Below are 25030 nucleotides of genomic sequence, written 5' to 3'. Positions count from 1 at the left end.
AGGGGAGTGGCTCTGGTTGCTGCGCTGTGCTGCTGCACGACCGTGGCTCGAGCCGGACGCTGACCGACCGGGATCGCCGAAGCAGGCCGCAAAGTGTTGAGAACGATCAATGACGCGGTCAACTCCTGCGCTTGGGGGCGGTCCCCTCCCAGGATGCAGACGAGCACCGTAATCACGGTGACCGAATGGAGCTCAACGTGGCCGCTACATGGCATGTGGCCGTCGCCAGCATCCCGTGGCGGCATCGCCCGAAAGTCACCATCGCTGAGAGACCGTTGTGCTGATCACCACTTACGCATAACTTTGGAGTGTTTCACCCCGTCGGGGGGTGAGCTGGCCGTCCGATCGGAGGACAACATGGCCCTGAGCAAGCTTGCTCAACAGTTCGCTGACGAGATCAGGCTGCAAGACTGGTCCGACGCTCACATCCGGCTCGATCGTGCAGGTCATGATCGCGCGAGTGACACCAAGAGCCACCCCAACGACCCTGTTCTGAGTGCCGAACAAGCACAGAGGGTCAAGATCAACGTCATGTGGGTCACCGCTCAGGTACTCGGCTACAACGACCCGAACTTTGATGTCTTCGAGTTCGGTGAGGCATGCGGCATCAACGTCCTGACCAGCCGCGGAGCCAGGAACGGCATGATCGATGCGGGACTTCGTAGCTGGCGCGGCCAGTATCAGCGGCCTGGTACATGGAAGTTCGACCCGCTGACCGAGGTCGTGACCACGAACACCAGCGACGCCTACCACGCCAGCACTAGCTGCTCACTGTTCCGCCGCGGCTACCAGAACACGTCCATCCGGAAGTTCTCTCCCGACGCCGTGCCCAGCAAATGGAAGCCGTGCGAGTGTGTCACCGGCCTACAGGACTGACTCTCAGCGCCCCGCCCTCACCTGATGGCGGGGCTTGGTCCTACTCGGCCTCGTGGCGGTACCCGCCCTTCAGTATGTGCGTCAAAAGGCCTTGGACTACCAGCGGTCCAGGGCCTTTCTAGCTGCCTCTGGCAGGGCTTGAGCCTTAGACACCCACGGGTCTGGTGCACGATCGGGTGCCATGTGAACTGGCCTGCCCTCTGGGGCGGGTGGCTCGCGGCTTCGCCGGCCGAGCTAGCTGGCACGGATGCATCTGCTAGCCACCCTTGTTGACCCCTGCTTCTGGCACAGCCGTGGCACGGCACGGTGACCTCTTCGTCCCGAAGCAACTTGAGTGAGCCGTCGACCTGGGGCCGGGGCGCCTCTCACCTGTTGTGATGGTCCGCAGACGTACATGTGTGTCCGCTGCCGTCCGTCGGCGTTGTCACGCAGTTAGACACTCACAGAGTTGGCGTCTGGGTAGCTCCCGTGGCCTGACCTCTAGGGACCGAGGAGGCCCAGCGCGCCAAGTGTCAGGCAGGCCGTACCGAAGAGGAAGAAGCTACCCGTGGCAATCAGGGCCGTGCCGAGCCTGGCGACGCCGGCACTCCTGCCCTCCTCAGCGACGAGTGAGCCCGGCGCCTTTTGCCTAAGGTCGAGGTACGCCGGTAGCCGTCCCGTCCGCCGCAGTACCCGGCCGAGGCTGACAAGCGCAATGCCAAAGATCAGCGCCAACAGGCTTGTCTGGAGCTGGTAGGTGGGGTCGTGCCCGTCCGAAACCGCGATGATCAATGAAGCCCCCCAGGACGTGCCAGACAGCGCCCCTGTCCGGCGGAAAGAAACACCCCATCTTGCCCGACCGCTACCCCTGCGGGGAAACACGTATGACTGGGCGGCTCTGACCTGGGGTTTCCCTGTTGGCGGCTCTGGCTCGGCTCTCAACGTCGGTCGCAGTCGGTCGGCCTCGGGCGCCCTCGCACGGCCCAGGGACGGCCCAGGATCGGAGGTGCTCACTCAAGAGGCTGGGCCGCCACGCGCAGCTGCTCGCAGTGGAGCCAGGTGAAGGTGGGGTCGGGTTCGAAGTGGGCGTCTCCCCAGTGGATGACGTGGATGCCGTTCTCTGCGTCGGTCGTGAACTTGAGTGCGGCGACAGCCTGAGGGTGACACCTTGAGGGCGCCTGTCGATTCTCACCCACTCGTTGTCTGAACTGCTCTGAAGTGCACACCCACAGCCACTCGGCGAAGTTTGACACACATTCGACTGTGTCTCGGAGGAGAACTCCTGGACACTGAGCCCTGCGGAAGCAAGCGAAGGGGGGCGTCAAGTTGGAACTTAGTTCGCAGATCTTGGCGCTGGCGGGAGTAGCCGTTGGCGCAATTATCTCATTCGTTACAACGTCGCTCAATGAACGCTCTCGATTTACAAGGGAGCAGGCAAGTTGGTGGCAGCAAAGAAAATTAGATGCCTACATCGAGTACTTTGAGGCAGTCGACAGGGAAATGAATGTCGCACGAAGAATCGCGGCGGCAGGCAGTGTAGGGGCTACCGGGCGACCTCTAACCGGGGAAGACTCGCTCGAACTCTTGGCGCAGTGTGAAACCGACCGCGCTAAGAGCGCCAATCGGTTGGCACTCTTAGCAGGGGCGGAGACGCTACAGGCCATTCGAGAACTATCAAAAGAAGTATGGCGAATAGAGTGGATTGCGCGGGGCCTTCTGCACCCTACTGAAGATCAGTGGCAGAGCTGCCTCATTTCCTACACCCAAGCCCTTAATCTAGCGCAATCACATATAAGACGAGAGCTTCGAGTCCCGGGCGAATTTTTACCACGTGGCACATTTACATCACCTTACGTGCCTGAATTACCATCGCGCGGTGAGGGCTAACCCAAGCAATCTGAGCACATCATCTCGTTTACTCACGCCGAAGCAACTGAGCGAGCGTTCGACATTTGGGCATTCCGCCTCTGACCTTCGGCGATGGCTCGCGGGTGCCACACCTGGCCGCCGTCGTTGCCGTCACTGCGAGCGAGAGGGCCGGGAGGTCACCCGCTGCTCTGGCGCGCGAGCGGTACTTGCAGTGAACGCTGTTCAGGTGGTGTGCGCTCCCTTTGCGCGCTGGTTGCCACCTTGTGTGACTCGCCTGGGCGCAGCACGGTCTAGGTGGACGCTGCTCGGTGCCTGCAAGACCCTCGGGGAAGGGCGGTAAGTCGTGGGTTCAGCCAGTCAGTGGGCACGTGAGACCTTCGGGGACGTCGCCAGCGAACTGGCCGATATCATCCCGGCTTGCCTAGTCCGGGCTCATGATCGGGCTCGCACCGGTCAGGAGGGCGTCCATACCCAGACGCTCGAAGCCTACGGACACGGCCTCTACGCGGTGCAATATGAGGAACTGGCCGCCGGCATCTCCGAACTCGGGGAACCGGTGCGCCTTCAAGGACGCACGATGATGCTCGTCCGCGGCCACCTTATCTACCCTCTCCGCTACGCGAAGAAGGACGTGCCCGTCACGGCTGCGCGTCTCCGTCGGGCCACAGGCTTCCGCGCAGACTTGATCCGCCGCCACGGCCCGCCTCCCCTGCAGCAGTCATTCGACCTGGACTGGGGAGAACTTGACGAGTCCGAGGTGCATCCAGACCTGGAGCTGCTCCCCGAAGACGTGCGGCTCGTCCTCGTCGCTTACGCCTGCTCAATGGAGAAGGGCGTCATGCGCATTGAGTGGGGCTCCGCGGAGCTGCGCCGCGAGGACCGGTACCTGATTTGGCACCGTCACGAGCCGCTGCCAACCAGAGACTGACGGAGCCGTGAGTAGATGCATCCAAGCGGCAACGCCAGTTTTCCGGGTGCAGGCATAACCCTTCCAGTGTGGCAGATCAACTCTGGGGGCCCAGGCCAGAGCGGGGTGGGGGTGGTCACCTGTGGGTGCCGACTGTCAGCGTTGGTCGGCTTCGCACGGCCCAGGGACGGCCCAGACGGCTGAGCGGTCGCCCACGAGATCCCGCTGCCTTACCAGCCCTGAGCTCTGAGCTTCGGAATCACTGGAACATGCCCGGCGCCACGGGCGCCGGCTACGAGGATTGCCCTTGCTGCCCGTCGCCCGCCGGGTCACGAAGGTCGCGTTATCCTTATCAGGTCGATCACGGGACACCTAGAAGGTCGACAAACTCGTCTCCGGCCTCGGCTTGCCGTCTGGCGGTGTCCGCCGCCGTCCAACCTTGTTGGTGTCAGGTACTGGTGTCAGCGAAGAGGGGCGCTCTTGACAAACCAACACGGCGTACTACGCCCCGCCGGACTCAACTCCCCGTGGTGACTTCGGAGTTCAACACCGGGCTGGCAAGCTCAGATGTTTCTCAAATAGTTCCTGATTCCCTTGTGGCGGATACGGCGCGAGGCGAAGATCGTGAGCGACCGAAAAAGACGGCCCTGACCAGGCCCGAATAAGGGGGATTTCCTTGCCTCTCGGAATCAGGAAGCTCGCTGTCGTCGGCGCCGCCGCCCTCGGCGTGATCGCGCTCAGCGCGCCCAGCGCCTCGGCGACGTCTCAGCAGTCGGACTGGGTGAAGATGGCGATAAACCCGAACTGCCACATCAAGTTGTACGTGGACGACCACCAGTACGCTGGCAAGATCCGCGCCCAGGCGCACTTCACCTGCGACAAGGGCGGGAACCTCTTCACGCCGTACATCAGCATCGACCGTGACAACCAGCACGGCTTGGGAAGGAAGACCGCGGGCCCCAAGTGGATCGACAAGGACACGGGCTTCGGCGGCTTTGAGACCACCACCGCGAACAAGTCCGGCCGGCAGTGCTACAAGGCCGTACTGCAAATCGTGTACCCCGAGCCCGGTGAAGGGGGTAACACGACGCAGTTCGTCAAGACTCCGTGTCTCAACACGTGAGGTGAAGTGAAATCCCCTGACTGCCCTTTCCTCGCAGTCAGGGGATTTCCCCTACGCTTTTTCTCTTCTGGGGAGGAATTCTCTCAGTACGACTTCGGCAGCCCCAAAGACTGGTGTGAGACGAAGTTCAGGACCATTCCCCGGCTGACCGACGCGAGACAAGCGTGCGCTCCAGGGACCGGGAACTTCGTGACCCCTCACCTGCCCATCAGCGTACGGAGCGCCACGACAACCGCGCCTAGCTGCCGACTTCCTCAACCACCCCCCAGCTCCCATCCTGTCCGCCGTCGACCCACCGTGGGGCGGGCGTGGTTCATGGCGTCCAGGTGGAGCGCGCCACTGTACGAACGACCTGGACGCCATGGGCCGCGGCTGCTCGGCTCTGCCTGGGGCGATGGCGGACGGGATGGGAGCTCCCAGCGCACGCCACTACGGCCCGCAGTCGGGAACGGCGCCCCCTCCATCCCGGTGCCGGCCGATCCCCCGCCGGAGGCATCGTTCTGACCGTAGCTTGCCGTCCAGGTCTCGACTCAGGGCCGTAACTCGCTTGCGGCCCCAGGGGCCAGCCCGCGCTTGCGCGGGCCCTTGACAAGCTGGAGCCCGAGCACCTGGAGCGCTTCTACCGGAAGATGCAGGAAGCCGGGAGCTCTGCCGGCACCGCCCACCACGTTCATCGGACGATCCGGGTCGCCCTTGGTGAGGCCAAGCGGCGTGGCCACGTCGCCACCAACGTGGCCGAGATCGCCAAGGCTCCGCGGCTCGAAGAAGAGGACATCGAGCCGTTCACGATCGAGGAGGTTCAAAGCCTGCTCGTCGAGGCCGCCAAGCTCCGCAACAGCGCTCGCTGGGTCGTCGCCCTGGCGCTCGGTCTCCGCCAGGGGGAGGCGCTCGGGCTGCACTGGGAAGACGTCGACCTGGACGCGGGATATGTACGCATCCGCAAGAACCGACTGCGGCCCAAGTACGCCCACGGTTGTGGAGACAACCCGTGCGGCCGGAAAGCCGGCTACTGCCCCCAGAAGCAGCAGACCCGCCGAGAGCACAAGTCCACCAAGTCTCGCGCCGGGCACCGCACGATTGGGCTGCCCGACCCGCTGATCAAGCTCCTCCGCCGACACCAGGAGCAGCAGGAGAAGGACCGAATCGAGGCCGGCACCGACTGGGAGGACAAGGGATACGTCTTCGCCTCCCCGACCGGCGACCCCCTCAGCCCGAACACCGACTTCCACGTCTGGAAACGACTCCTGCGGGACGCGGGCGTACGAGACGGCCGTCTCCATGACGCTCGCCACACCGCCGCGACCGTCCTCCTGATCCTCGGCGTCCCGGACGTCGTGGTCGACGCGATCATGGGTTGGGAGCCTGGGGGAGCGGCCCGCATGCGCGCCCGCTACATGCACGTCACTGGAACGCTGCTGCGGAAAGTTGCCCAGCAAGTCGGCGACGTTCTCTGGGAGCCGCCGGAGACGAACTGAGACGGAAAGTGAGACGGACAACGTCGAAGGGCCCCACCGCAAGCGGTGGGGCCCTTCGACATCGTGCCCGGTGAGGCACTGGCGGAGGATACGAGATTCGAACTCGTGAGGGGTTGCCCCCAACACGCTTTCCAAGCGTGCGCCCTAGGCCTCTAGGCGAATCCTCCGCCGGAAACATTACATGACCGAGAGGAGTGCTCGCGAACTCGTTCCTACCCGCTGACGTCGGGTACTCTTTGCGGAGCCCCTCACGCGGCGCTATCTGACTGAACTCCCCCAGGGCCGGAAGGCAGCAAGGGTAGGTTGGCTCTGGCGGGTGCGTGGGGGGCGCTTGCGTTCCCGGGTGGGGCGCGGTCGGGGCACAGCCAGGCCCGAGCCCCGGCCCGAGCCGCGGCCCGAGCCGCGGCCGAGCCCGGACGGGAGGCCTTGGGCGGGATCCCGTTGTCAGTGGCCGCCTATAACCTCGTATGCGTGTCGTCTCTCGCGCTGTACCGCCGCTATCGCCCGGAGTCGTTCGCCGAGGTCATCGGGCAGGAGCATGTCACCGACCCGTTGCAGCAGGCGCTGCGGAACAACCGGGTCAATCACGCGTACCTGTTCAGCGGTCCGCGCGGCTGCGGCAAGACGACCAGCGCGCGGATCCTCGCGCGGTGTCTGAACTGCGAGCAGGGACCTACGCCGACCCCGTGCGGGGAGTGCCAGTCCTGCCAGGACCTGGCGCGGAACGGGCCGGGTTCCATCGACGTCATCGAGATCGACGCGGCCTCTCACGGTGGTGTGGACGACGCCCGTGAGCTGCGCGAAAAGGCCTTCTTCGGACCCGCGAGCAGTCGCTACAAGATCTACATCATCGACGAGGCCCACATGGTCACGTCGGCCGGCTTCAACGCGCTGCTGAAGGTCGTCGAGGAGCCGCCCGAGCATCTGAAGTTCATCTTCGCCACGACCGAGCCCGAGAAGGTCATCGGGACCATTCGGTCGCGGACCCACCACTACCCCTTCCGGCTGGTGCCGCCGGGGACGCTGCGGGACTACCTCGCCGACGTCTGCGGCCGCGAGAACATCCCGGTCGAGGAGGGCGTGCTGCCCCTCGTCGTGCGCTCGGGCGCCGGGTCCGTGCGTGACTCCATGTCCGTCATGGACCAGCTGCTCGCCGGAGCGCGGGAGGAGGGTGTGACGTATGCCATGGCCACCTCTCTCCTCGGGTACACCGACGGGTCGCTCCTCGACTCCGTCGTAGAGGCCTTCGCCACCGGTGACGGGGCCGCCGCCTTCGAGGTCGTGGACCGGATCATCGAGGGGGGCAACGATCCCCGGCGCTTCGTCGCCGACCTGCTGGAGCGGCTGCGGGACCTCGTGATCCTCGCCGCCGTGCCGGACGCCGCCGAAAAGGGCCTCTTCGACGCCCCTGCGGACGTCCTGGAGCGTATGCAGGCGCAGGCCGGCACCTTCGGCGCCGCCGAGCTGAGTCGCGCCGCCGACCTGGTCAACGAGGGGCTGACCGAGATGCGGGGCGCCAACTCTCCCCGCCTGCAGCTCGAGCTGATCTGCGCGCGCGTGCTGCTGCCGGCCGCGTACGGGGACGAGCGCTCGGTCATGGCCCGGCTCGACCGGCTGGAGCGGGGCGTCAACTTCTCCGGGGGCGGTGGCATGCCCGCGATGGGGTACGCGCCGGGTCCCGACGCGCATGGCGGAGCGCCGGCCGCGCCGGTTCCGTCGGGCGGTGGACCTGCCGCGGCCCGGGCCGCCGTACGGCCTTCCGGCCCGCCTCCGACCGGTCCAGGTGCGGGTGCAGGTCCAGGTGCGGGTGCGGCTCCGGCGGGGCAGCCTCCGACCCCCGCCGCGCCACCACAGAGCGAGCAGCCGCCGCAGTCACCGCAGGCTCCACCCGCCCCGGCACCCACCCCCACCCCCACCCCCACGCCCACACCCGCCCCGGCCGCCGCGCCCCCGCAGGCACCCCCCGCCTCCGCCCCCGGCGCCTGGCCCACTGCCGCGCCCGCGGGCGGTGGCCGACGCCCCGGCGGCTGGCCCACGGCTACCCCGGCGGGCGGTGGCGGCCCCCAGCCCCAGCCCGGACCCAGCAGCACCCCGGCCCCCGCACCGCAGCCCGCGGCTCCCGCGCCCACCCCCACACCTGCCCCCACAGCGGGAGCCGCACCGCCGAGCGGCGGTATCGACCCGCGCATGCTCTGGCCGAACATCCTGGAGGCGGTCAAGAACCGCCGCCGCTTCACCTGGATCCTGCTCAGCCAGAACGCCCACGTGGCAGGCTTCGACGGCACCACCCTCCAACTCGGCTTCGTCAACGCCGGAGCACGCGACAACTTCGCGAGCAGCGGCAGTGAGGACGTCCTGCGACAGGCGCTGACCGAACAGTTCGGCGTCCAGTGGAAGATCGAGGCGGTCATCGACCCGTCGGGCGGCGGTTCGGCTCCCCTGCCGAGCGGCGGCTCAGGCGGTTCCTCCGGCTTCGGCGGCGGAGGCGGCGGCGGAGGCGGTGGCTACGGAGGTGGCAGCGGCGGCACCAGCGGCTACGGCGGTGGCGGTACGCCCGCCCAGCACCCGCCCGCTCCCGAGCCGACGACGCCCACGGCACCCACCCGGCCTCCGGCGAGCCCGACGGCATCCACCGCCGCGCCCGCCCCGGCCTCCCGGCCGTCCACGAACTCCTCCCCGGAGCCTCCGCACCCGGTCGCCCCCGAGGACGACATCCCCGAGGACGACGACCCCGATCTCAACGAGTCCGCGCTGTCCGGCCACGACCTGATCGTGCGGGAGCTGGGGGCGACGGTGGTGGAGGAGTTCACGAACGAGTAGGGGACACCGGGCGCCGACTTGGAGGAACGTACAGGTCATCAACCCCCGGCCCCTCGGCACCCCGCACAAAAACCCCGTTAGGCTGACCCCCGTGAAGGTCCTCGTCATCGGCAGCGGCGCCCGCGAACACGCCCTGTGCCACTCCCTGTCCCTCGACCCCGACGTCACCGCGCTGCACTGCGCCCCCGGCAATGCCGGTATCGCCGAGGTCGCCGAGCTGCACCAGGTCGACGCCCTGGACGGCGCGGCCGTGACCGCGCTGGCCGAACGGCTCGGCGCCGGCCTCGTGGTCGTCGGCCCGGAGGCACCCCTCGTCGCCGGGGTCGCCGACGCCGTGCGCGAGGCGGGCATCCCGGTCTTCGGTCCCTCCGGGGAGGCCGCGCAGATCGAAGGGTCCAAGGCCTTCGCGAAGGACGTGATGGCGGCGGCCGGCGTCCCCACGGCCCGCTCCTACGTCTGCACGACCCCCGACGAGGTCGAAGAGGCCCTGGACGCCTTCGGCGCCCCCTATGTCGTCAAGGACGACGGCCTCGCCGCAGGCAAGGGCGTCGTCGTGACCGCCGACCTCGAGGCCGCCAGGACGCACGCCAACTCCTGCGAGCGCGTCGTCATCGAGGAGTTCCTCGACGGCCCCGAGGTCTCCCTCTTCGCCATCACCGACGGCGAGAGCGTGCTCCCGCTCCAGCCCGCCCAGGACTTCAAGCGGGCGCTCGACGGGGACGAGGGCCCGAACACCGGCGGCATGGGCGCGTACTCCCCGCTCCCGTGGGCCGACCCGAAGCTGGTCGAAGAAGTCCTTCAGACGGTGCTGCAGCCGACCGTCGACGAGATGCGCCGCCGCGGCACCCCGTTCTCCGGACTGCTCTACGCCGGCCTCGCGATCACTTCGCGGGGCGTGCGGGTGATCGAGTTCAACGCCCGCTTCGGCGACCCGGAGACCCAGGTCGTCCTGGCCCGTCTGAAGACCCCGCTGGCCGGGGTACTGCTGGCCGCGGCCAAGGGTGGCCTCGCCGACCTGGAGCGCCTGCGCTGGAGCGACGACGCCGCGGTCACCGTGGTCGTCGCCTCGCACAACTACCCCGGCACCCCGCGCACCGGCGACCCGATCACCGGCCTCGACGAGGTGGCCGCCGAGGACGCCCCGCACGCCTACGTCCTGCACGCCGGCACCAAGCAGGACGGCGACGCGGTCGTCAGCGCCGGTGGCCGCGTCCTGTCCGTCACGGCGACCGGCAAGGACCTCACCCAGGCCCGCGACCGCGCGTACCAGGCAGTCGCCCGCATCAAGCTCGACGGCTCCCAGCACCGCACGGACATCGCGGCGAAGGTGGCCGGCGCCTAGCCACGGCTACGGTGGCGCCGCTCGCGCCACCCGAGCTCCGGGCGCTCCTTGCTCGGGGTGCTCCTTGCTCCAGGCGCTCCTTCGAAATCCCGCGTTCGATAAACCCGGCAGGCCCCGAGTCCGTCTCAGGATTCGGGGCCTGATCCTTGCATTCCGTCATCCACCTCTCCCCAGAGCCATTCCATCGAGTGACCGATGCCCCATCCGGCTGACGTGGGCCGGAGCCCCAACTAGGGTGCGGCGCAAGCGTTCCGGCACTTGGCCCACCGGCATTGCGATGTCAGTCGTGGGTGCCACAGTGGGGGAATGAGCAAAGCCAGGACAGTTCGGACAGCCAGGGCACCACGGAGGGGGTGAGGTCCGGCCGTGACCGGTATGGGTGTGGAGGCGGGCGCGCAGGTAGCGCGTGCCCGGGCCCTCGTGGTGCTGCGCATCCGCAGCCGAGCGCTGGCCGTCGCCCTGTTGCCCGCGGCGGTCGCCGTGGTGCTGCTCGCCGGCATCTCCACCGGCCATTTCGTGGGCCCGGGTTGGGACGCCGCCCGCTGGGTCGTCACCCCCGTCGCCGTCCTCGTCCTGCTCGCCGCGGCGGGCATCGCCCTGGTCGTCGCCCGCGCTCGCCCCGCCGTCAGCCCGACGGTCCCGATCGCCGAGGAGCAGGCCCCGGACCTGTACCGGATGGTGCGCGACCTCGCCGACCGCCTCGACGTCCCCGCCCCGTCCGCGATAGCGCTCACCCCGGACTGCGACAGCTGGCTGGAGGACCGCACCCACCGGGCCCACGGCCCGCCCCCGGCCGAGAGCGACGACGACGGGCTCAACGGCCTGCACGGCGGAAGCACCCGCGCCGCCCACCACCGTACGGCCGCCGCGCCCGTCCTCGTGATCGGCTCCCCGTTCCTGTGGTGGATGCGGGTGGGCGAGCTGCGCGCGGTCCTCGCCCCGGTCGTCGCCGGTACGGGACCTTCGGCGCATCCCGACATAGCCCAGGCCCGGCGCTTCGTCCGGGGCCTGGACGCCACCGTGGCCGTCGCCTCGACGCGCGGGCGCTGTCCGGGGTCGCGCGCGGTGTGCGCGGGCCTCGGCTGGGTCGCGCGGCTGCTGTTGCACAGCTGCGGGGAGCACGCCACCGAGATGGAGCGGGGTGTGGCCGCCGCGGCCGCCGAGCGTGCACAGGCTGTGGATTACGGACTGCGGATCGTCGCCCAGGAACAGGTGGGGCTGGCGTATGCGGGCTGGGACCGGCTGCTCACTAGGGTCGCGCTGCCCGCCTGGCGGATGGGCCGCTGGCCGTCCCGGCTGGACGCGGGCGTCGTGGCCGCGCTCACCGAGCTGTCCCGGCGGGACCGGCTGGCCGAGGGCTTCGCCTCCCGGCTGGGCGAGCGCCCCGCCTGTGACCTGCTCGAAGAGCCCGGCACGGTCGACGAGGCCGCCTCGCTCCTCGCCGCCCGCCTGTTCCACGGCGGCCCCGCCGAGCGCGGCCCGGACTGGTCCCCGGTGGAGTGGCAGGAGTATCCGGAGGAGGTCGTCGACCGGAAGTGGCGCACCGACGCGGCCCGTCTGCACCGCGTCCTCGACGCCCTGGGCGTCCGCCGCACCACCGACGACACCTCGCCGGAGACCGACGGCCCCACCCTGGCCCGAGTCCTGGACCACCTGTCGACCCCGCCGGCCGACCCTCCGCTCCAGCCCTCCGAGCCCTCGGGCGGCCCCGCGCAGGGCCTCTCCGACATCGGCACCGGCACCGACATCGACACCGGCGCCCCAACGCCGCCCGACGCCACCCCCAACACCCCGAGCCCCTCCGCCCCCTCCCATCCCCCCAACCTCCCCAGGCCCCCCAAACCCCCCTACGCCGCCATGGCCGAGGACCACCCCACCGACGACCCCGAAACCGAGCGAAGCTCCGCCCTGGCCGCCGGTCTGACCGCCGAGCTGGCCCGCGAAGAGGCCGCGGCCCCCGCGGAGCGGACGGTGTCCCCCGACCCCGGCAGCACGCTTCTGGACATCGGTGCGCTCCCGCTCTTCCCGCTCCAGCCGCCGCGCACATCACGTGAGTTGCTCACCGACCATGTGACGGCGATGGTCTGCTGTGCCGCGATGGACACCGCGGGCGCGGCCCCCGGCCTGGACTGGCTCGACGGCCCCACGCTCCTCATCAACGGCGAACGGGCCGCCGACCTGACCCCCCGAGTCCTCAGCCTCATCGAGGACGGCGACCCGGCGCCCCTGCGCGCCTGGCTCGTGGAGTCTGGAATACGCCCGGAGAAACCGGTGCGCCTGGTGTGACTGATGCTGGTGCGACATCCGCGCTGACCTGGTCCGGCATCCGCGCTCACCCCGTCCGATGTCCGCGCACCCCGCCGGTCGGCCGCCGCACACCCCGGCACCGACAGCCGTGCGTGCCATTCGCAGCCGGAGCCCCTGGTTCCACTTTCGGCCAATTCGCAACGAATAGTGACAGGATGCGTGCGTAATGTGATGTGCTGGGACCGATAGCGCATATGGCAAGGGCTTACGTCATACGACAGCCATACCAAAGCCCGAGCCACACACCACACCACACAACACTCGCTGCACCACCACGGGGGAACGAGGGAGGGGTATGGCCATGGGGTCGGAGCAGATCCGCCGCTGGGAGTCGGGGGCACTCGCGCACGCCGTGACGGACCCCTTCGGTCAGGGCCCGGTCCCCTGGCTGCGCGGAAACGTCACGTACTTCGACGACACCGGCCAGGTCGTCCCCTGGTACGTCGACGGCCAGGCCCACCCCCCGACCGCGGACACCCCCAGGGTCCCCGCCCCGCGCAGCGCCGGCCCGCGCTCCGCAGACGACGTTCACCGTCAGATCAAGGGCTTCATCTCCACCGGCGCGGTGGCTCCCGGAGAGGCGGTCGACTTTCACATCACCGTCGACCCCCCCCAGGAGTTCAGCGTCGACATCTACCGGATCGGCCACTACGGCGGCGACGGCGCGGCCAAGATCACCACCAGCCCCCGTCTCTCCGGCATCGTCCAGCCCCGACCGCTCACCGCCGACCGCACGGTCTCCTGCCACCACTGGTGGCTGTCCTGGCGCCTGCAGATCCCCTCGTACTGGAGCATCGGGGCGTACGTCGCCGTCCTCACCACCGTCGACGGCTACCGCTCCCACATCCCCTTCACCGTCCGCGACAACCACCCCGCGGACCTGCTCCTGCTCCTCCCCGACGTCACCTGGCAGGCCTACAACCTCTACCCCGAGGACGGCAGCACCGGCGCCAGCCTCTACCACGCCTGGGACGGGGACGGCCGTCTGCTCGGCGAGGCCGACGCCGCCACGACCGTGTCCTTCGACCGGCCGTACGCTGGCGCGGGCCTGCCCCTGCATGTGGGCCACGCCTACGACTTCATCCGCTGGGCCGAGCGCTACGGCTACGACATCGCCTATGCCGACGCCCGCGACCTGCACGGCGGCCATGTCGACCCCACGCGCTACCGCGGCCTGGTCTTCCCCGGCCACGACGAGTACTGGTCGTCGAACATGCGCCGCACCGTGGAGCTCGCCCGCGAGAACGGCACCTCCCTCGTCTTCCTCTCCGCCAACTCCATGTACTGGCAGGTGGAATTGGGCCCCTCCCCGTCCGGCGTCCCCGACCGCCTGCTCACCTGCCGCAAGCGCAAGGGCCCCGGCCGCCCGGTCCTCTGGCGGGAGATCGACCGCCCGGAGCAGGAAGTGATCGGGATCCAGTACGCGGGCCAGGTCCCCGAGCCGCACCCCCTGATCGTCCGCAACGCCGACCACTGGCTGTGGGAGGCGACCGGCGCCCACGAGGGCGACGGGATCGAGGGCCTGGTCGCCGGCGAGGCCGACCGCTACTTTCCGCGCGCCCCGTTGCCCGACCACGAGGAGCGCATCCTGCTCGCGCACTCCCCGTACACAGACAAGGAAGGCGCCCTCCGCCACCAGGAGACGTCCCTGTACCGATCCCCCTCCGGCGCCCTGGTCTTCGCGTCCGGAACATTCGCCTGGTCCCCTGCGCTGGACCGCCCGGGCCACGTCGACGCCCGCGTCCAGCGCGCCACCGCGAACCTCCTGGACCGCATCTGCAAACGTGACTGAGCCCACCCAGCACACCCCCAGTCCCGCACCCAGCACACCCCCAGTCCAAGGTCAGCGGCCCATACGGGACAATCGACCCGTTGGACAGAACCACGGGGAGGAACCGTGTCCGGATTCGTAGAAAAGCCCGAGCCGATTCAGGTTCCGGGCTTGGTGCATCTGCACACCGGCAAGGTGCGCGAGCTGTACCAGAACGAGGCGGGCGACCTCGTGATGGTCGCCAGTGACCGTATGTCCGCCTTCGACTGGGTGCTGCCGACGGAGATCCCCGACAAGGGCCGCATCCTCACCCAGCTGTCCCTGTGGTGGTTCGACCAGTTCGCCGACCTGGTCCCCCACCATGTGATCAGCACCGACGTGCCCGCGGGCGCCCCCGCCGACTGGGCGGGACGCACCATGGTCTGCAAGTCGCTCCAGATGGTCCCGGTCGAGTGTGTGGCCCGCGGCTACCTCACCGGCTCCGGTCTGGTCGAGTACAACGACTCCCGCACCGTCTGCGGCCTCGCCCTCCCCGAGGGCCTGGTCGACGGCAGCGAGCTGCCCGCCCCGATCTTCACCCCGGCCACCAAGGCCGCGGTCGGCGAGCACGACGAGAACGTCTCCTACGAGGAGGTCGCCCGTCAGGTCGGCGCCGACATCGCCGCCCGGCTGCGCCAGGCGACCCTCGCGGTGTACTCCCGCGGCCGGGACATCGCCCGTGACCGGGGCATCATCCTCGCGGACACCAAGTTCGAGTTCGGCTTCGACGGGGAGACCCTGGTCATCGCCGACGAGGTGCTCACCCCGGACTCCTCCCGCTTCTGGCCGGCCGACCAGTGGGAGCCGGGCCACGCGCAGCCGTCGTACGACAAGCAGTTCGTCCGTGACTGGCTCACCTCGCCTGCCTCCGGCTGGGACCGCAAGAGCGAGCAGCCCCCGCCGCCGCTGCCGCAGGAGGTCGTGGACGCGACCCGGGCGAAGTACGTGGAGGCGTACGAGCGCCTGACGGGCATGAGCTGGTCGTAACGCGAAAGGCCCCCGGAGAACCGGGGGCCTTTCGAATGAAGAGCGAACGACGAGGTTCGAACTCGCGACCTCAACCTTGGCAAGGTTGCGCTCTACCAACTGAGCTACGTTCGCATGCGCCGTGGCGCGAGAACCACTATACCCAACCTCGCTCACGCGCGAGCCGCACCGCCGCGTGCCGGTTTTCCGCCCCCAGCTTCGAGACGGCCGACGACAGATAGTTCCGCACGGTCCCCTGCGACAGTGCCGCCCGCTCCGCGATCTCCGCGACGGGAGCCCCGTCGGCGGCGAGTTCCAGCACCTCGGCCTCCCGCGCGGTCAGCGGCGAGTCCCCGGCGGCGATGGCGTCGGCGGCCAACTCGGGGTCGACGTAACGGTTTCCGGCGTGCACGGTACGGATGATCTCGGCGAGCCGCTGAGCGCTGACGGTCTTCGGGACGAACCCGCGCACACCCGCCGCAAGGGCCCGCTTCAGATGCCCGGGCCGCCCATGACTGGTCACGATCAACACCCGACAGCCCGGCAGTTCGGCGCGCAGGGATGTGGCGACCCTCACACCATCCGCTCCGGGCATCTGCAGATCCAGTACGGCGACATCGGGCTCGTGGGCACGGGCCATCGCCAGCGCCTCGGGCCCGGTGGCCGCCTCGGCGACGATCACCAGGTCGTCCTCCAGGGAGAGCAGCGTGGCGAGCGCGCCCCGGATCAGATGCTCGTCGTCGGCGAGCAGCAGCCGTACGGGCCCTGCCGGGCGGCCGGCCCTGCGGTCGCTCCGGAGGTCGGTCATACGACGACCTCCCGCACACCCGCCCCCGTCAACGGCACCTCCGCCACCAGCCGGAACACCGCCTCGCCGACGCGACCGGCGTCCAGCGTCCCGTCCACCGCGGCCAGCCGCTCCCGCAGCCCGGCGAGCCCGGAGCCCCCACCCCCGTCACAGGCTCCGGCGGCCCCGTCGTTCTCCACCGTCAACACCACACGCCCCTCACTCACCAGTACCCCCACCGAGCACCGCCCGGCATTTCCGTGCCGCAGCACATTGGTGGTCGCCTCGCGCACCACCCAGGCCAGCGCCGACTGCACCTCGACGGGCAGCCCGGTGGCCCGGCCGGTCACCCGGCACTCGATCCCGGCCGCCGTCAGCACCCCCTGCGCACCGGCGAGTTCGACCTCCAGGTCGGCCGCCCGATAGCCGCGCACGACGTCCCGCACCTCGCGCTGCGACTCGCCCGCGATCCGCTGCACCTCGATCATCTGCTCCACGGCCTCGGGCCGTCCGCGCCGCGCGAGCTGCACGGCGAGTTCGCTCTTGAGAGCGATGACCGACAGATTCCGCCCCATGACGTCGTGCAGATCCCGCCCGAACCGCAGCCGCTCCTCGGCGACCGCGAGCCGGGCCCGGGTCTCGCGGGCCTCGTCGAGTTCGTAGACCGCTTTGAGGAGCCAGACGGAGAAGACGGCGATGAAGGCGAAGAAACCGCTGCCCAGCAGCGCGATCAGGGCGATGACCAGCGCGGCGAAAGCGGACCTGCTGATCAGGAGCACGAAGAGGCCGGACCCCGCCGCGAAGCCCGCGATGAGGGCGTACACGCGCCTGCGGCTGTGCATCCCCAGCGCGATGATGCCCACCCCGAAGAACAGGACGGCGCCGAAGACGCTGCCCGCCGCGGAGTCGACGCCCTCACCCTTCGGGCCGTACTGGACCACGGCGAGACCTGTGGCGGAGACCACCGCCGTGACGGCACCGAGTGTCCACAGCAGTCGTACGGGCTGCTCACGCCGATCGCACACCCAGTCCAGCGCCCGCGACACGACCAGGGCGCTGACCGCCCCGTGCGCGCACACCATGAGCAGCAGCCAGCCGCCCAGCCCGGACGGCATCTCGCCGATGACCGGCAGGGCGACCGACACGACCTCCATCACCGCGAAGAAGTGGAACGAACACCTCGTGTAGGTCTCCACCTTCGCCGGTGTGCTCTTGCCCCGCCACCACGTGCCCGGCCCGCGCATACGCCGTCCCCCCTGCCTCAGTGCCGTGGCTCCCACCGGAACCACCGTCGCACAGCCAACACGCCCAGGACCGTCCAGGCCAGCCCGGTCAGCAAGGGACCGATCGCCTCGTACGCCGACAGCTCGCCTGTCCAGCCACCCCGCAGCAGGGTGATCACCGGGGTCAGCGGCAGGAACTCGCACACCGACGCCATCCGGTCCGGCAGCACCTCCAGGGGGACGAACATGCCGGAGAAGATCATGGAGAGGAACACCACGGGCAGGGTTGTGACCTGCGCACTCTCGACGGTGCGGGTGAACGACGCGGTCACGGCGCCCAGCGACGCGCACAGGACGATCCCCAACAGCAGGCCCAGCACGGCGAGGTGGGGAGCGTCGGGCGCGCCCACGTCGAGCAGGACGGCGCAGCCGACCGCCAGCACCAGGCTCTGCGCGATCCCCGTGACCACGGCCGGCAGCGCCGCCCCGGCCAGGATCTCCGCGTCCTTGAGCTCGCCGGTGCGCAGCCGTTTGAGGACGAGCTCCTCGCGCCGGGCGGTGTAGACGGAGACGAGCGTCGCGTACACCGCGTAGAGCAGTGAGAAGCCGATCGATGCGGGCAGGACGACCGTGCCGAGGGAGAGACCGGCCTCCGCCAGGTCCATCCCCTTCGCCGCCTCCCGCACGCTGAAGGGCAGCAGCAGCGGCACGAACAGCGCCGCGAACAGCGTGCCCCTGCTGCGTCCGAGCAGCGTCACCTCGGCGCGGGCCAGCGCCGTCATGCGTCCCACCGGGGTGGTCATCGCCGTGCTCATGCCGTGTACTCCTTCTTCTTCTCGGCGGCGCCGGCCGCCTCCCGCGCGATCCCCAGGAACGCCTCCTCCAGCGACGCCGGCCGCACGTCCAGCCGGCGCAGCTCCACCCCTGCCGTGTCGGCCCACACCAGGAGCCGGGTCGCGGTCCGCTGCAACTCATGGGTCCGCAGCCGTACGACGCGCCCGTCGATCTCGTGGTCACGCACGCCCATGTCGTCGAGGGGTGGCAGATCTCCCACGAAGTAGCCCTGGGGCAGCTCGAAGGTGATCCGCGCGGGCTGGGCCGCCGTCACCTCGGTCGGTGTCCCGGCGGCCGCGATACGTCCCTCGTGCAGGATCGCGAGCCGGTCGGCGAGGTTCTCGGCCTCCTCGAGGTAGTGCGTGGTCAGCAGCACGGTCGTGCCGGCGTCGCGAAGCTCCCGCACCAACTCCCAGGTGTCCTGGCGCCCTTCGGCGTCGAGGCCGGTCGTGGGCTCGTCCAGGAACAGCACCTCGGGCCTGCCGAGCAGCGCGAGTGCCAGGTCCAGGCGCCGTCGTTCACCGCCGGACAGCTGCTTCACCCGCACCCCGGTCCGCCGGCCGAGCCCGACCAGCTCCAGGGCCTCGGCCTCGGGCATGGCCCCGCTGACGCACCCCGCCCACATCCGCGCGGTCTCGGCGACGGTCAGATCGGACGGAAAACCGCCCTCCTGCAACATCACCCCGGTCCGCGGCCGTACGACGTCCCGCTCGGCGTGGGGATCGTGCCCGAGCACCCGCACCCGCCCCGCGGCCGGCCGGGCGAGCCCTTCCAGCAGCTCGACGGTGGACGTCTTGCCCGCGCCATTGGTGCCGAGCAGCGCGAAGACCTCGCCGCGGTCCACGGAGAACGAGATTCCGCGTACCGCTTCGAACCCGCCCCCGTACACACGACGCAGGTCGGCGACCTCAATCACGTGTTCGTGTTCGTTGATGTTCATGACACCAGCGTCCCGGCGATCCGATGCCGGAAGCAGTGCGCGGTGTCACCACTCCGCATGACAAATGTCAGGCGGAGGCCGGCCGAGGCATGAAAAAGACCCCGATCCTGATGGATCGGGGTCTCATTTCCCGAGCGGACGACGAGGCTCGAACTCGCGACCTCAACCTTGGCAAGGTTGCGCTCTACCAACTGAGCTACGTCCGCATTGCCCCCGACCGGCTCTCACCGATCGGTGCGAGCACCAGCCTACCTGATCCACATCAGTGGTCCGTACGGCGGTGCAGAGCGGGTGACAGGAATTGCACACTGCGCCTTCCCCCTGGAAGGGGGATGTTCTGCTACTGAACTACACCCGCATGCTCGGCGAGCTGGGCTTTCTCTGCCCCGCCCGGCGGCGTGCTCCAGACATTAGCTGATCAGCAGGGGGGTAGCGCAAGTCGGTTGTCGCACCGGCTCAAGTCGGCCGCCCTCAGGGCCCGCTGACGGACCCTGAGGACAGGGCCCTGAGGACGGGCCCGCGAGCCCCTCACTGCGCCGAGGCGAATGCCTCGTAGACCTTCTTGGGGATGCGGCCGCGGGCCGGCACCTCCATCTTGTTGGCCTGCGCCCAGGCCCGGACGGCCGCCGGATCCGGGGCGACCTCGGTCTGCTTGTACGCCTTGCCTGACTTCGACCGCTTGCGGCCGGCGTCCACGTAGGGCGCGAGCGCCTTACGCAGTTTCTTGGCATTGGCTTCATTCAGGTCGATCTCGTACGACTTGCCGTCGAGTCCGAAGGCGATCGTTTCCGCCGCTTCCGAGCCGTCGATGTCGTCAAAGAGAGTGACCACGACCTTCTGCGCCACGAATATCGGTCCCTTCGTACGGCACGTAGACAATTCATTTGTACAGTGCCGAGCAATGTAATGTGAAGCTCGACTAAATCCTCCCGCGTGTCCGATGCGCAATAGGTATCAGGTGTCGATCCGGGATCTTTTCCGGAACTTTTCATCGACAGACACGCTCCCGTCGGCCCGTGACAGTCATCACGTAGATTCCTACAAGTCGACGCGCGTAGAAATTTTGTGCAGGTAGTCTGAAACCACTGCAGGAACCTGCTCAGCACCACACCACCGGGAGTGCACGTGGCACGCGTCGTAGTCGACGTCATGCTCAAGCCGGAGATCCTCGACCCCCAGGGCCAGGCGGTGCAGCGCGCACTGCCGCGGCTGGGATTCGAAGGCATCTCCGACGTCCGTCAGGGAAAGCGTTTCGAACTGGAAGTTGACGGGCCGGTCGACGACGCCGCGCTCGCCCGCATCCACGATCTTGCGGAATCCTTCCTCGCCAACACCGTGATCGAGGACTTCACCGTCAAGGTTGAGGAAGTCGCGGAGGCCGCGAAGTGACCGCTCGTATTGGCGTCGTCACTTTCCCGGGGAGTCTTGACGACCGGGACACCCAGCGCGCGATCCGCCTCGCGGGTGCCGAACCGGTTGCCCTCTGGCACAAGGACAAGAACCTCCATCAGGTCGACGCGGTCGTCCTCCCCGGCGGTTTCTCCTACGGCGACTATCTGCGGGCCGGCGCGATCTCCCGCTTCTCGCCGGTGATGGAGACGGTCATCGAGCAGGCGAAGGCGGGCCTTCCGGTCCTCGGCATCTGCAATGGCTTCCAGGTCCTCACCGAGGCCCACCTCCTCCCGGGCGGGATGCTCGGCAATGACCACCTGCACTTCATCTGCCGCGACCAGAAGCTGCGGGTGGAGAACGCGGAGACCGCCTGGACGAGCGACTACAGCGCCGGCCAGGAGATCCACATCCCGCTGAAGAACATGGACGGCCGCTATGTGGCCGACCAGTACACGCTGGACAAGCTGGAGGCCGAGGGCCGGGTGGCGTTCCGTTACCTGGTCCGCGGCGAAGCCGCTGATGGATACGGCAACCCCAACGGTTCGCTCAACGACATCGCCGGGATCAGCAACGAGGCCGGCAACGTCGTAGGCCTGATGCCGCACCCGGAGCACGCCGTGGAGCCGCTCATCGGCAGCGGCCGCACCGATGGTCTCCCCTTCTTCACCTCGATCCTCAAGAAGCTGGTCAACGCATGAGCCGGACGCCTCTGGACACGGTCGAGCACGCGGCCGCGACCCCCGACGTCGAGCTGCCCTGGGCCGAACTCGGCCTGAAGAAGGACGAGTACGAGCGCGTCGTGGAGATCCTCGGCCGCCGCCCGACCGGTGCCGAGCTCGCCATGTACTCGGTCATGTGGTCCGAGCACTGCTCGTACAAGTCGTCGAAGGTCCATCTGCGCCAGTTCGGCGAGAAGGCCCCCGAGAACGACGCCCTGCTCGTCGGCATCGGTGAGAACGCCGGTGTCGTGGACGTCGGCCAGGGCTACGCCGTGACCTTCAAGGTCGAGTCGCACAACCACCCGTCGTACGTGGAGCCCTACCAGGGCGCGGCCACGGGCGTCGGCGGCATCGTGCGCGACATCATCGCGATGGGCGCCCGACCGGTCGCGGTCGTCGACCCGCTGCGCTTCGGCGCCGCCGACCACCCCGACACCAAGCGCGTGCTGCCCGGCGTCGTCGCCGGCATCGGCGGTTACGGCAACTGCCTGGGACTGCCGAACATCGGCGGCGAGGTCGTCTTCGACGCCTGTTACCAGGGCAACCCGCTGGTCAACGCCGGTGCCATCGGTGTGATGCGGCACGAGGACATCCACCTCGCGAAGGCGTCCGGCGCCGGCAACAAGGTCGTCCTGTACGGGGCCCGTACGGGTGGTGACGGCATCGGTGGTGCCTCGATCCTCGCGTCCGAGACCTTCGACGACGCCAAGCCCTCCAAGCGTCCCGCCGTTCAGGTCGGCGACCCCTTCCAGGAGAAGCTCCTCATCGAGTGCACCCTGGAGGCCTTCCAGGAGAAGCTGGTCGTCGGCATCCAGGACCTGGGTGCGGCCGGTCTTTCCTGTGCCACCTCGGAGCTCGCCTCCAACGGCTCGGGCGGCATGCGCGTCACGCTGGACGACGTACCGCTGCGCGACTCGACGCTCTCGCCCGAGGAAATCCTCATGAGCGAGTCGCAGGAACGCATGTGCGCGGTCGTCGAGCCGGAGAAGGTCGACCGGTTCCTGGAGATCTGCGAGAAGTGGGACGTCATCGCCACCGTCATCGGTGAGGTGACGGACGGCGACCGCCTGGAGATCTACTGGCACGGCGGCAAGATCGTCGACGTCGACCCGCGGACCGTGGCGCACGAGGGCCCGGTCTACGAGCGCCCGTACGCCCGCCCCTCCTGGCAGGACGAGCTGCAGGCCGACGACGCCGGCAAGCTGGCGCGGCCCGGGACCTCGCAGGAGCTGAAGGACCAGGTCCTGAAGCTGGTCGGCTCGCCGAACCAGGCCTCCAAGAAGTGGATCACCTCGCAGTACGACCACTTCGTGCAGGGCAACACCGTCCTCGCCCAGCCCGAGGACTCCGGCATGATCCGCATCGACGAGAAGACCGGCCTCGGCGTCGCCATCGCCACGGACGGCAACGGCCGGTTCGCCAAGCTGGACCCGTACGCGGGCGCCCAGCTGGCCCTGGCCGAGGCGTACCGCAACGTCGCCACCACCGGCGCCAAGCCGCTCGCCGTCTCGGACTGCCTGAACTTCGGCTCGCCCGAGGACCCGGCGGTGATGTGGCAGTTCGCGGAGGCCGTGCGCGGTCTGGCGGACGCCTGTCAGCAGCTCGGCACCCCGGTGACCGGCGGCAACGTGTCGTTGTACAACCAGACGGGCGAGGTGGCGATCCACCCGACCCCGGTCGTGGCCGTGCTGGGCGTCATCGACGACGTCGCGCGCCGCACGCCGGTCGCCTTCCAGGAGGACGGCCAGCTGCTGTACCTCCTCGGCGACACGCGCGAGGAGTTCAGCGGCTCGGCCTGGTCGCAGGTGGTCCACGACCACCTCGGCGGGCTGCCCCCGAAGGTCGACCTGGAGCGCGAGCGGCTGCTCGCCGAGATCCTGATCTCCGCCTCCCGCGACGGCATGATCGACTCCGCGCACGACCTGTCCGACGGCGGTCTGATCCAGGCGGTCGTGGAGTCGGCGCTGCTCGGCGGCAAGGGTGCGCGGCTGATCGTCCCGGACGGTCTGGACGCGTTCACCTACCTCTTCTCCGAGTCGGCCGGCCGCGCGGTCGTGGCCGTCCCGCGCTCCGAGGAGGTCCGCTTCAACGACATGTGCGGCGCGCGGGGCCTCCCGGTCACCCGCGTCGGCGTCGTCGACGGTGACTCCGTGGAGCTGCAGGGCGAGTTCGCGCTCTCCCTGGAGGAGCTGCGCGAGATCCATGAGGCGACGATTCCGGCGCTGCTCAAGTAGTCGGCAGTACGACAGGAAGGTCCCGTCCGGTCAACGGACGGGACCTTCTCGGCTCACCGCACGTAGTTCTTGAGGATCTCCGTGTCGAGCTCGATGCCGATCGGGTCTGGGACGACCACTTTTTCGCCGAATTTCGCGACGTGAACTTCGCGATAGCCCCCGACTTGCCGGTCAGGGGAGCTGTGCACCGTGACCGTGCAGCTGTCCCGGTCGATCAGGAGGTACAGCGGGATGCCGGACTGGCCGTAGGCGGCCGGCTTCTCGTGCCGGTCCCGGCGGTCCGTGTCCGAGTCGTACGAGGTGACCTCGACGACCATGAGAGCCCCGTCGGGGTCGGCCCACTCGCCATGCCCCGCAAAGTGGGCCTCGGGTGCGAGCACCGCGTCCGGCTTCGCCCTGCCCTCCCGGTACACCTCGACCCGGAGTCCTTGGCCCTGATACAGGTCCAGGTCGGCCCTGGTCTGCATACAGCGCCGGGCCAGCCAGGACACGATGGTGCTGTGGTCCCCGTCCGTCACCGCTTTGACCCCGATCCGTCCGTTGATGAACTCCAACGTGACGGTCTCGGGAGCGGCGGCGGCGATCGTTTCGAACTCCTCCACCGACATCTGAGACGTGCGCTCGGCCATAACCGTCATGTTGCACCTCCTCCCAGGCGGAGACCAGTGTGGTCCGGATCAGGCGGCGCGGATTGTTTCCAAAGCCGATCAACCGGACAGGTGACCGACCCTCGATCCGAACCGTGAAGGGGGTGCGGCGCACCCGGGCGCCCGGACGGCCCGCCGGCCCGTCGAGGTCGAACCACCCGCGACCGGCATCGCGACCACCTCAGCCGCACCTCGCTGGACCATCTCCTGCCCTGACCTACCATGAACCCGTCAAGACACTGGCCACCCGCGGTAACCCACCGCACACCAGGTGGCGTTGACGCTGTATGGAATGCAGCACACGGGGGAGGGCGCGATGAGCGCTGTGGGGGCCGGGAGCGGCTACCAGGTGCAGGCCGGCGAGTTGGATTCGGAGGCCGACAAGCTGGACGCCGCCGGGGACGACACCGACGGGATACGCAAGGCGATCACCGCCACTCAGTGCTACACGCCCGAGGCGCTCGGCGGGTCCGACATGGGCCCCGCCTTCACCGGCTACGCCGAGGCCTGGGAGGCCGAGGCGAAGGTCCTGGCCGAGGCACTGCACGAACTCGCGGACCGGGTGCGTATCTCCAACCGTGCCTACAGCGGGGCCGAGGGGGACGCCGTCGCCGGGCTGAGCGCCGCGTCCTCCGGCAGCACTGTCGTCGCCCCCGTCGCCCCCGTCGCCCACGGTGACCGGTCGCCGGCCCTCGGGGGCGTCAGCACACAGCCCGCTCAGGCCGCCCCGCTGTCCGACTTCGGCTGAGCCCCGCCTTCCGACGCCCTTCCCGCACCATC

Annotated in this window: 20 protein-coding genes, 4 tRNA genes and 1 other RNA gene; 14 read left to right on the top strand and 11 right to left on the bottom strand. The window is 69.1% G+C overall.

All coding sequences use genetic code 11. The annotated features are described in order from the left end of the window. Nucleotides 1–357: 357 nt before the first annotated feature. Nucleotides 358–876, top strand: a complete 519-nt coding sequence (locus ACFQ6S_RS20580) for a hypothetical protein (RefSeq protein WP_383411498.1) — start codon at nucleotides 358–360, stop codon at nucleotides 874–876. 480 nt (nucleotides 877–1356) lie between these two features. Here ACFQ6S_RS20580 and ACFQ6S_RS20575 read toward each other — a convergent pair whose 3' ends face one another. Continuing rightward, nucleotides 1357–1647 (bottom strand): hypothetical protein, encoded by a 291-nt coding sequence (locus ACFQ6S_RS20575; protein WP_383411496.1) that lies wholly within the window; start codon nucleotides 1645–1647, stop codon nucleotides 1357–1359. Nucleotides 1648–3067: 1420 nt separating this feature from the next. Here ACFQ6S_RS20575 and ACFQ6S_RS20570 point away from each other — a divergent pair. From ACFQ6S_RS20570 to ACFQ6S_RS20560, 3 genes are all read left to right on the top strand, one after another. Continuing rightward, the gene (locus tag ACFQ6S_RS20570) at nucleotides 3068–3652 is read left to right on the top strand and encodes a hypothetical protein (RefSeq protein ID WP_383411493.1); all 585 of its coding nucleotides are present in this window, start codon (nucleotides 3068–3070) and stop codon (nucleotides 3650–3652) included. A 655-nt stretch (nucleotides 3653–4307) separates the two neighbouring features. Next, complete coding sequence (locus ACFQ6S_RS20565; protein WP_383411490.1) at nucleotides 4308–4754, top strand: hypothetical protein; 447 nt, start codon at nucleotides 4308–4310, stop codon at nucleotides 4752–4754. A gap of 629 nt (nucleotides 4755–5383) precedes the next feature. Then, nucleotides 5384–6229 (top strand): tyrosine-type recombinase/integrase, encoded by an 846-nt coding sequence (locus tag ACFQ6S_RS20560; RefSeq protein WP_383411487.1) that lies wholly within the window; start codon nucleotides 5384–5386, stop codon nucleotides 6227–6229. Between the two features lie 79 nt (nucleotides 6230–6308). Here the strand turns inward: ACFQ6S_RS20560 and ACFQ6S_RS20555 are convergent. Continuing rightward, nucleotides 6309–6396: transfer RNA gene (locus tag ACFQ6S_RS20555), tRNA-Ser, on the bottom strand. A gap of 72 nt (nucleotides 6397–6468) precedes the next feature. Between ACFQ6S_RS20555 and ffs the strand changes: the two genes are divergently transcribed. The 6 genes from ffs to ACFQ6S_RS20525 all read left to right on the top strand — a co-directional run bounded on the left by ffs (nucleotide 6469) and on the right by ACFQ6S_RS20525 (nucleotide 15495). Further along, an RNA gene (gene ffs, locus ACFQ6S_RS20550) (signal recognition particle sRNA small type) lies at nucleotides 6469–6567 on the top strand. Nucleotides 6568–6700: 133 nt separating this feature from the next. Continuing rightward, entirely contained in the window at nucleotides 6701–9049 is a 2349-nt protein-coding gene (locus tag ACFQ6S_RS20545) for a DNA polymerase III subunit gamma and tau (RefSeq protein WP_383411484.1), read from the top strand. Between the two features lie 91 nt (nucleotides 9050–9140). Continuing rightward, entirely contained in the window at nucleotides 9141–10391 is a 1251-nt protein-coding gene (purD, locus tag ACFQ6S_RS20540) for a phosphoribosylamine--glycine ligase (RefSeq protein WP_383411481.1), read from the top strand. Nucleotides 10392–10757: 366 nt separating this feature from the next. Beyond that, entirely contained in the window at nucleotides 10758–12677 is a 1920-nt protein-coding gene (locus tag ACFQ6S_RS20535) for a hypothetical protein (protein ID WP_383411478.1), read from the top strand. Nucleotides 12678–12999: 322 nt separating this feature from the next. Beyond that, nucleotides 13000–14490: a N,N-dimethylformamidase beta subunit family domain-containing protein gene (locus ACFQ6S_RS20530; protein WP_383411476.1), complete on the top strand. Its 1491-nt coding sequence runs from the start codon at nucleotides 13000–13002 to the stop codon at nucleotides 14488–14490. 105 nt (nucleotides 14491–14595) lie between these two features. Continuing rightward, entirely contained in the window at nucleotides 14596–15495 is a 900-nt protein-coding gene (locus tag ACFQ6S_RS20525; protein ID WP_383411474.1) for a phosphoribosylaminoimidazolesuccinocarboxamide synthase, read from the top strand. Between the two features lie 41 nt (nucleotides 15496–15536). Here ACFQ6S_RS20525 and ACFQ6S_RS20520 read toward each other — a convergent pair. From ACFQ6S_RS20520 to ACFQ6S_RS20485, 8 genes are all read right to left on the bottom strand, one after another. Further along, nucleotides 15537–15609 (bottom strand) — tRNA-Gly (locus ACFQ6S_RS20520). Nucleotides 15610–15631: 22 nt separating this feature from the next. Continuing rightward, nucleotides 15632–16282 (bottom strand): response regulator, encoded by a 651-nt coding sequence (locus ACFQ6S_RS20515; protein ID WP_383411471.1) that lies wholly within the window; start codon nucleotides 16280–16282, stop codon nucleotides 15632–15634. Further along, on the bottom strand, nucleotides 16279–17505 hold the full coding sequence (locus ACFQ6S_RS20510; protein ID WP_383411468.1) for a sensor histidine kinase: 1227 nt from the start codon (nucleotides 17503–17505) through the stop codon (nucleotides 16279–16281). Before ACFQ6S_RS20510 ends, ACFQ6S_RS20515 begins: the two co-directional genes overlap by 4 nt. A gap of 17 nt (nucleotides 17506–17522) precedes the next feature. Then, complete coding sequence (locus ACFQ6S_RS20505; protein ID WP_383411464.1) at nucleotides 17523–18299, bottom strand: ABC transporter permease; 777 nt, start codon at nucleotides 18297–18299, stop codon at nucleotides 17523–17525. Next, on the bottom strand, nucleotides 18296–19258 hold the full coding sequence (locus ACFQ6S_RS20500) for an ABC transporter ATP-binding protein (RefSeq protein ID WP_383411461.1): 963 nt from the start codon (nucleotides 19256–19258) through the stop codon (nucleotides 18296–18298). The genes ACFQ6S_RS20505 and ACFQ6S_RS20500 overlap by 4 nt, the downstream gene beginning before the upstream one ends. 133 nt (nucleotides 19259–19391) lie before the next feature. Continuing rightward, nucleotides 19392–19464 (bottom strand) — tRNA-Gly (locus tag ACFQ6S_RS20495). Between the two features lie 80 nt (nucleotides 19465–19544). Further along, nucleotides 19545–19616: transfer RNA gene (locus ACFQ6S_RS20490), tRNA-Gly, on the bottom strand. 170 nt (nucleotides 19617–19786) lie between these two features. Beyond that, nucleotides 19787–20104 (bottom strand): Lsr2 family protein, encoded by a 318-nt coding sequence (locus tag ACFQ6S_RS20485; RefSeq protein WP_148000186.1) that lies wholly within the window; start codon nucleotides 20102–20104, stop codon nucleotides 19787–19789. Between the two features lie 279 nt (nucleotides 20105–20383). Between ACFQ6S_RS20485 and purS the strand changes: the two genes are divergently transcribed. The 3 genes from purS to purL are packed head-to-tail and all read left to right on the top strand — an operon-like array spanning nucleotide 20384 to nucleotide 23603. Then, nucleotides 20384–20647, top strand: coding sequence for a phosphoribosylformylglycinamidine synthase subunit PurS (purS, locus tag ACFQ6S_RS20480; RefSeq protein ID WP_019982969.1), 264 nt, complete (start codon nucleotides 20384–20386; stop codon nucleotides 20645–20647). Beyond that, nucleotides 20644–21348 carry a phosphoribosylformylglycinamidine synthase subunit PurQ gene (gene purQ / locus ACFQ6S_RS20475; RefSeq protein WP_383411457.1) on the top strand — a complete coding sequence of 235 codons (705 nt, stop codon included), beginning with the start codon at nucleotides 20644–20646 and terminating at the stop codon, nucleotides 21346–21348. The genes purS and purQ overlap by 4 nt, the downstream gene beginning before the upstream one ends. Then, complete coding sequence (gene purL / locus ACFQ6S_RS20470; RefSeq protein ID WP_383411454.1) at nucleotides 21345–23603, top strand: phosphoribosylformylglycinamidine synthase subunit PurL; 2259 nt, start codon at nucleotides 21345–21347, stop codon at nucleotides 23601–23603. Before purQ ends, purL begins: the two co-directional genes overlap by 4 nt. 53 nt (nucleotides 23604–23656) lie before the next feature. Here purL and ACFQ6S_RS20465 read toward each other — a convergent pair whose 3' ends face one another. Continuing rightward, complete coding sequence (locus ACFQ6S_RS20465) at nucleotides 23657–24241, bottom strand: Uma2 family endonuclease (RefSeq protein ID WP_383411451.1); 585 nt, start codon at nucleotides 24239–24241, stop codon at nucleotides 23657–23659. A 325-nt stretch (nucleotides 24242–24566) separates the two neighbouring features. Here ACFQ6S_RS20465 and ACFQ6S_RS20460 point away from each other — a divergent pair, with 325 nt between their 5' ends. Further along, the gene (locus ACFQ6S_RS20460; RefSeq protein ID WP_383411447.1) at nucleotides 24567–24998 is read left to right on the top strand and encodes a hypothetical protein; all 432 of its coding nucleotides are present in this window, start codon (nucleotides 24567–24569) and stop codon (nucleotides 24996–24998) included. The last annotated feature ends 32 nt before the right edge of the window (nucleotides 24999–25030 follow it).

Origin of the sequence: Streptomyces sp. NPDC056479 (genome assembly GCF_042795335.1) — a bacterium.
Taxonomy (GTDB): Bacteria; Actinomycetota; Actinomycetes; order Streptomycetales; family Streptomycetaceae; genus Streptomyces.
The sequence above is the reverse complement of the archived record's forward strand: the minus strand, read 5'-3'. Positions and strand labels throughout refer to the sequence as shown.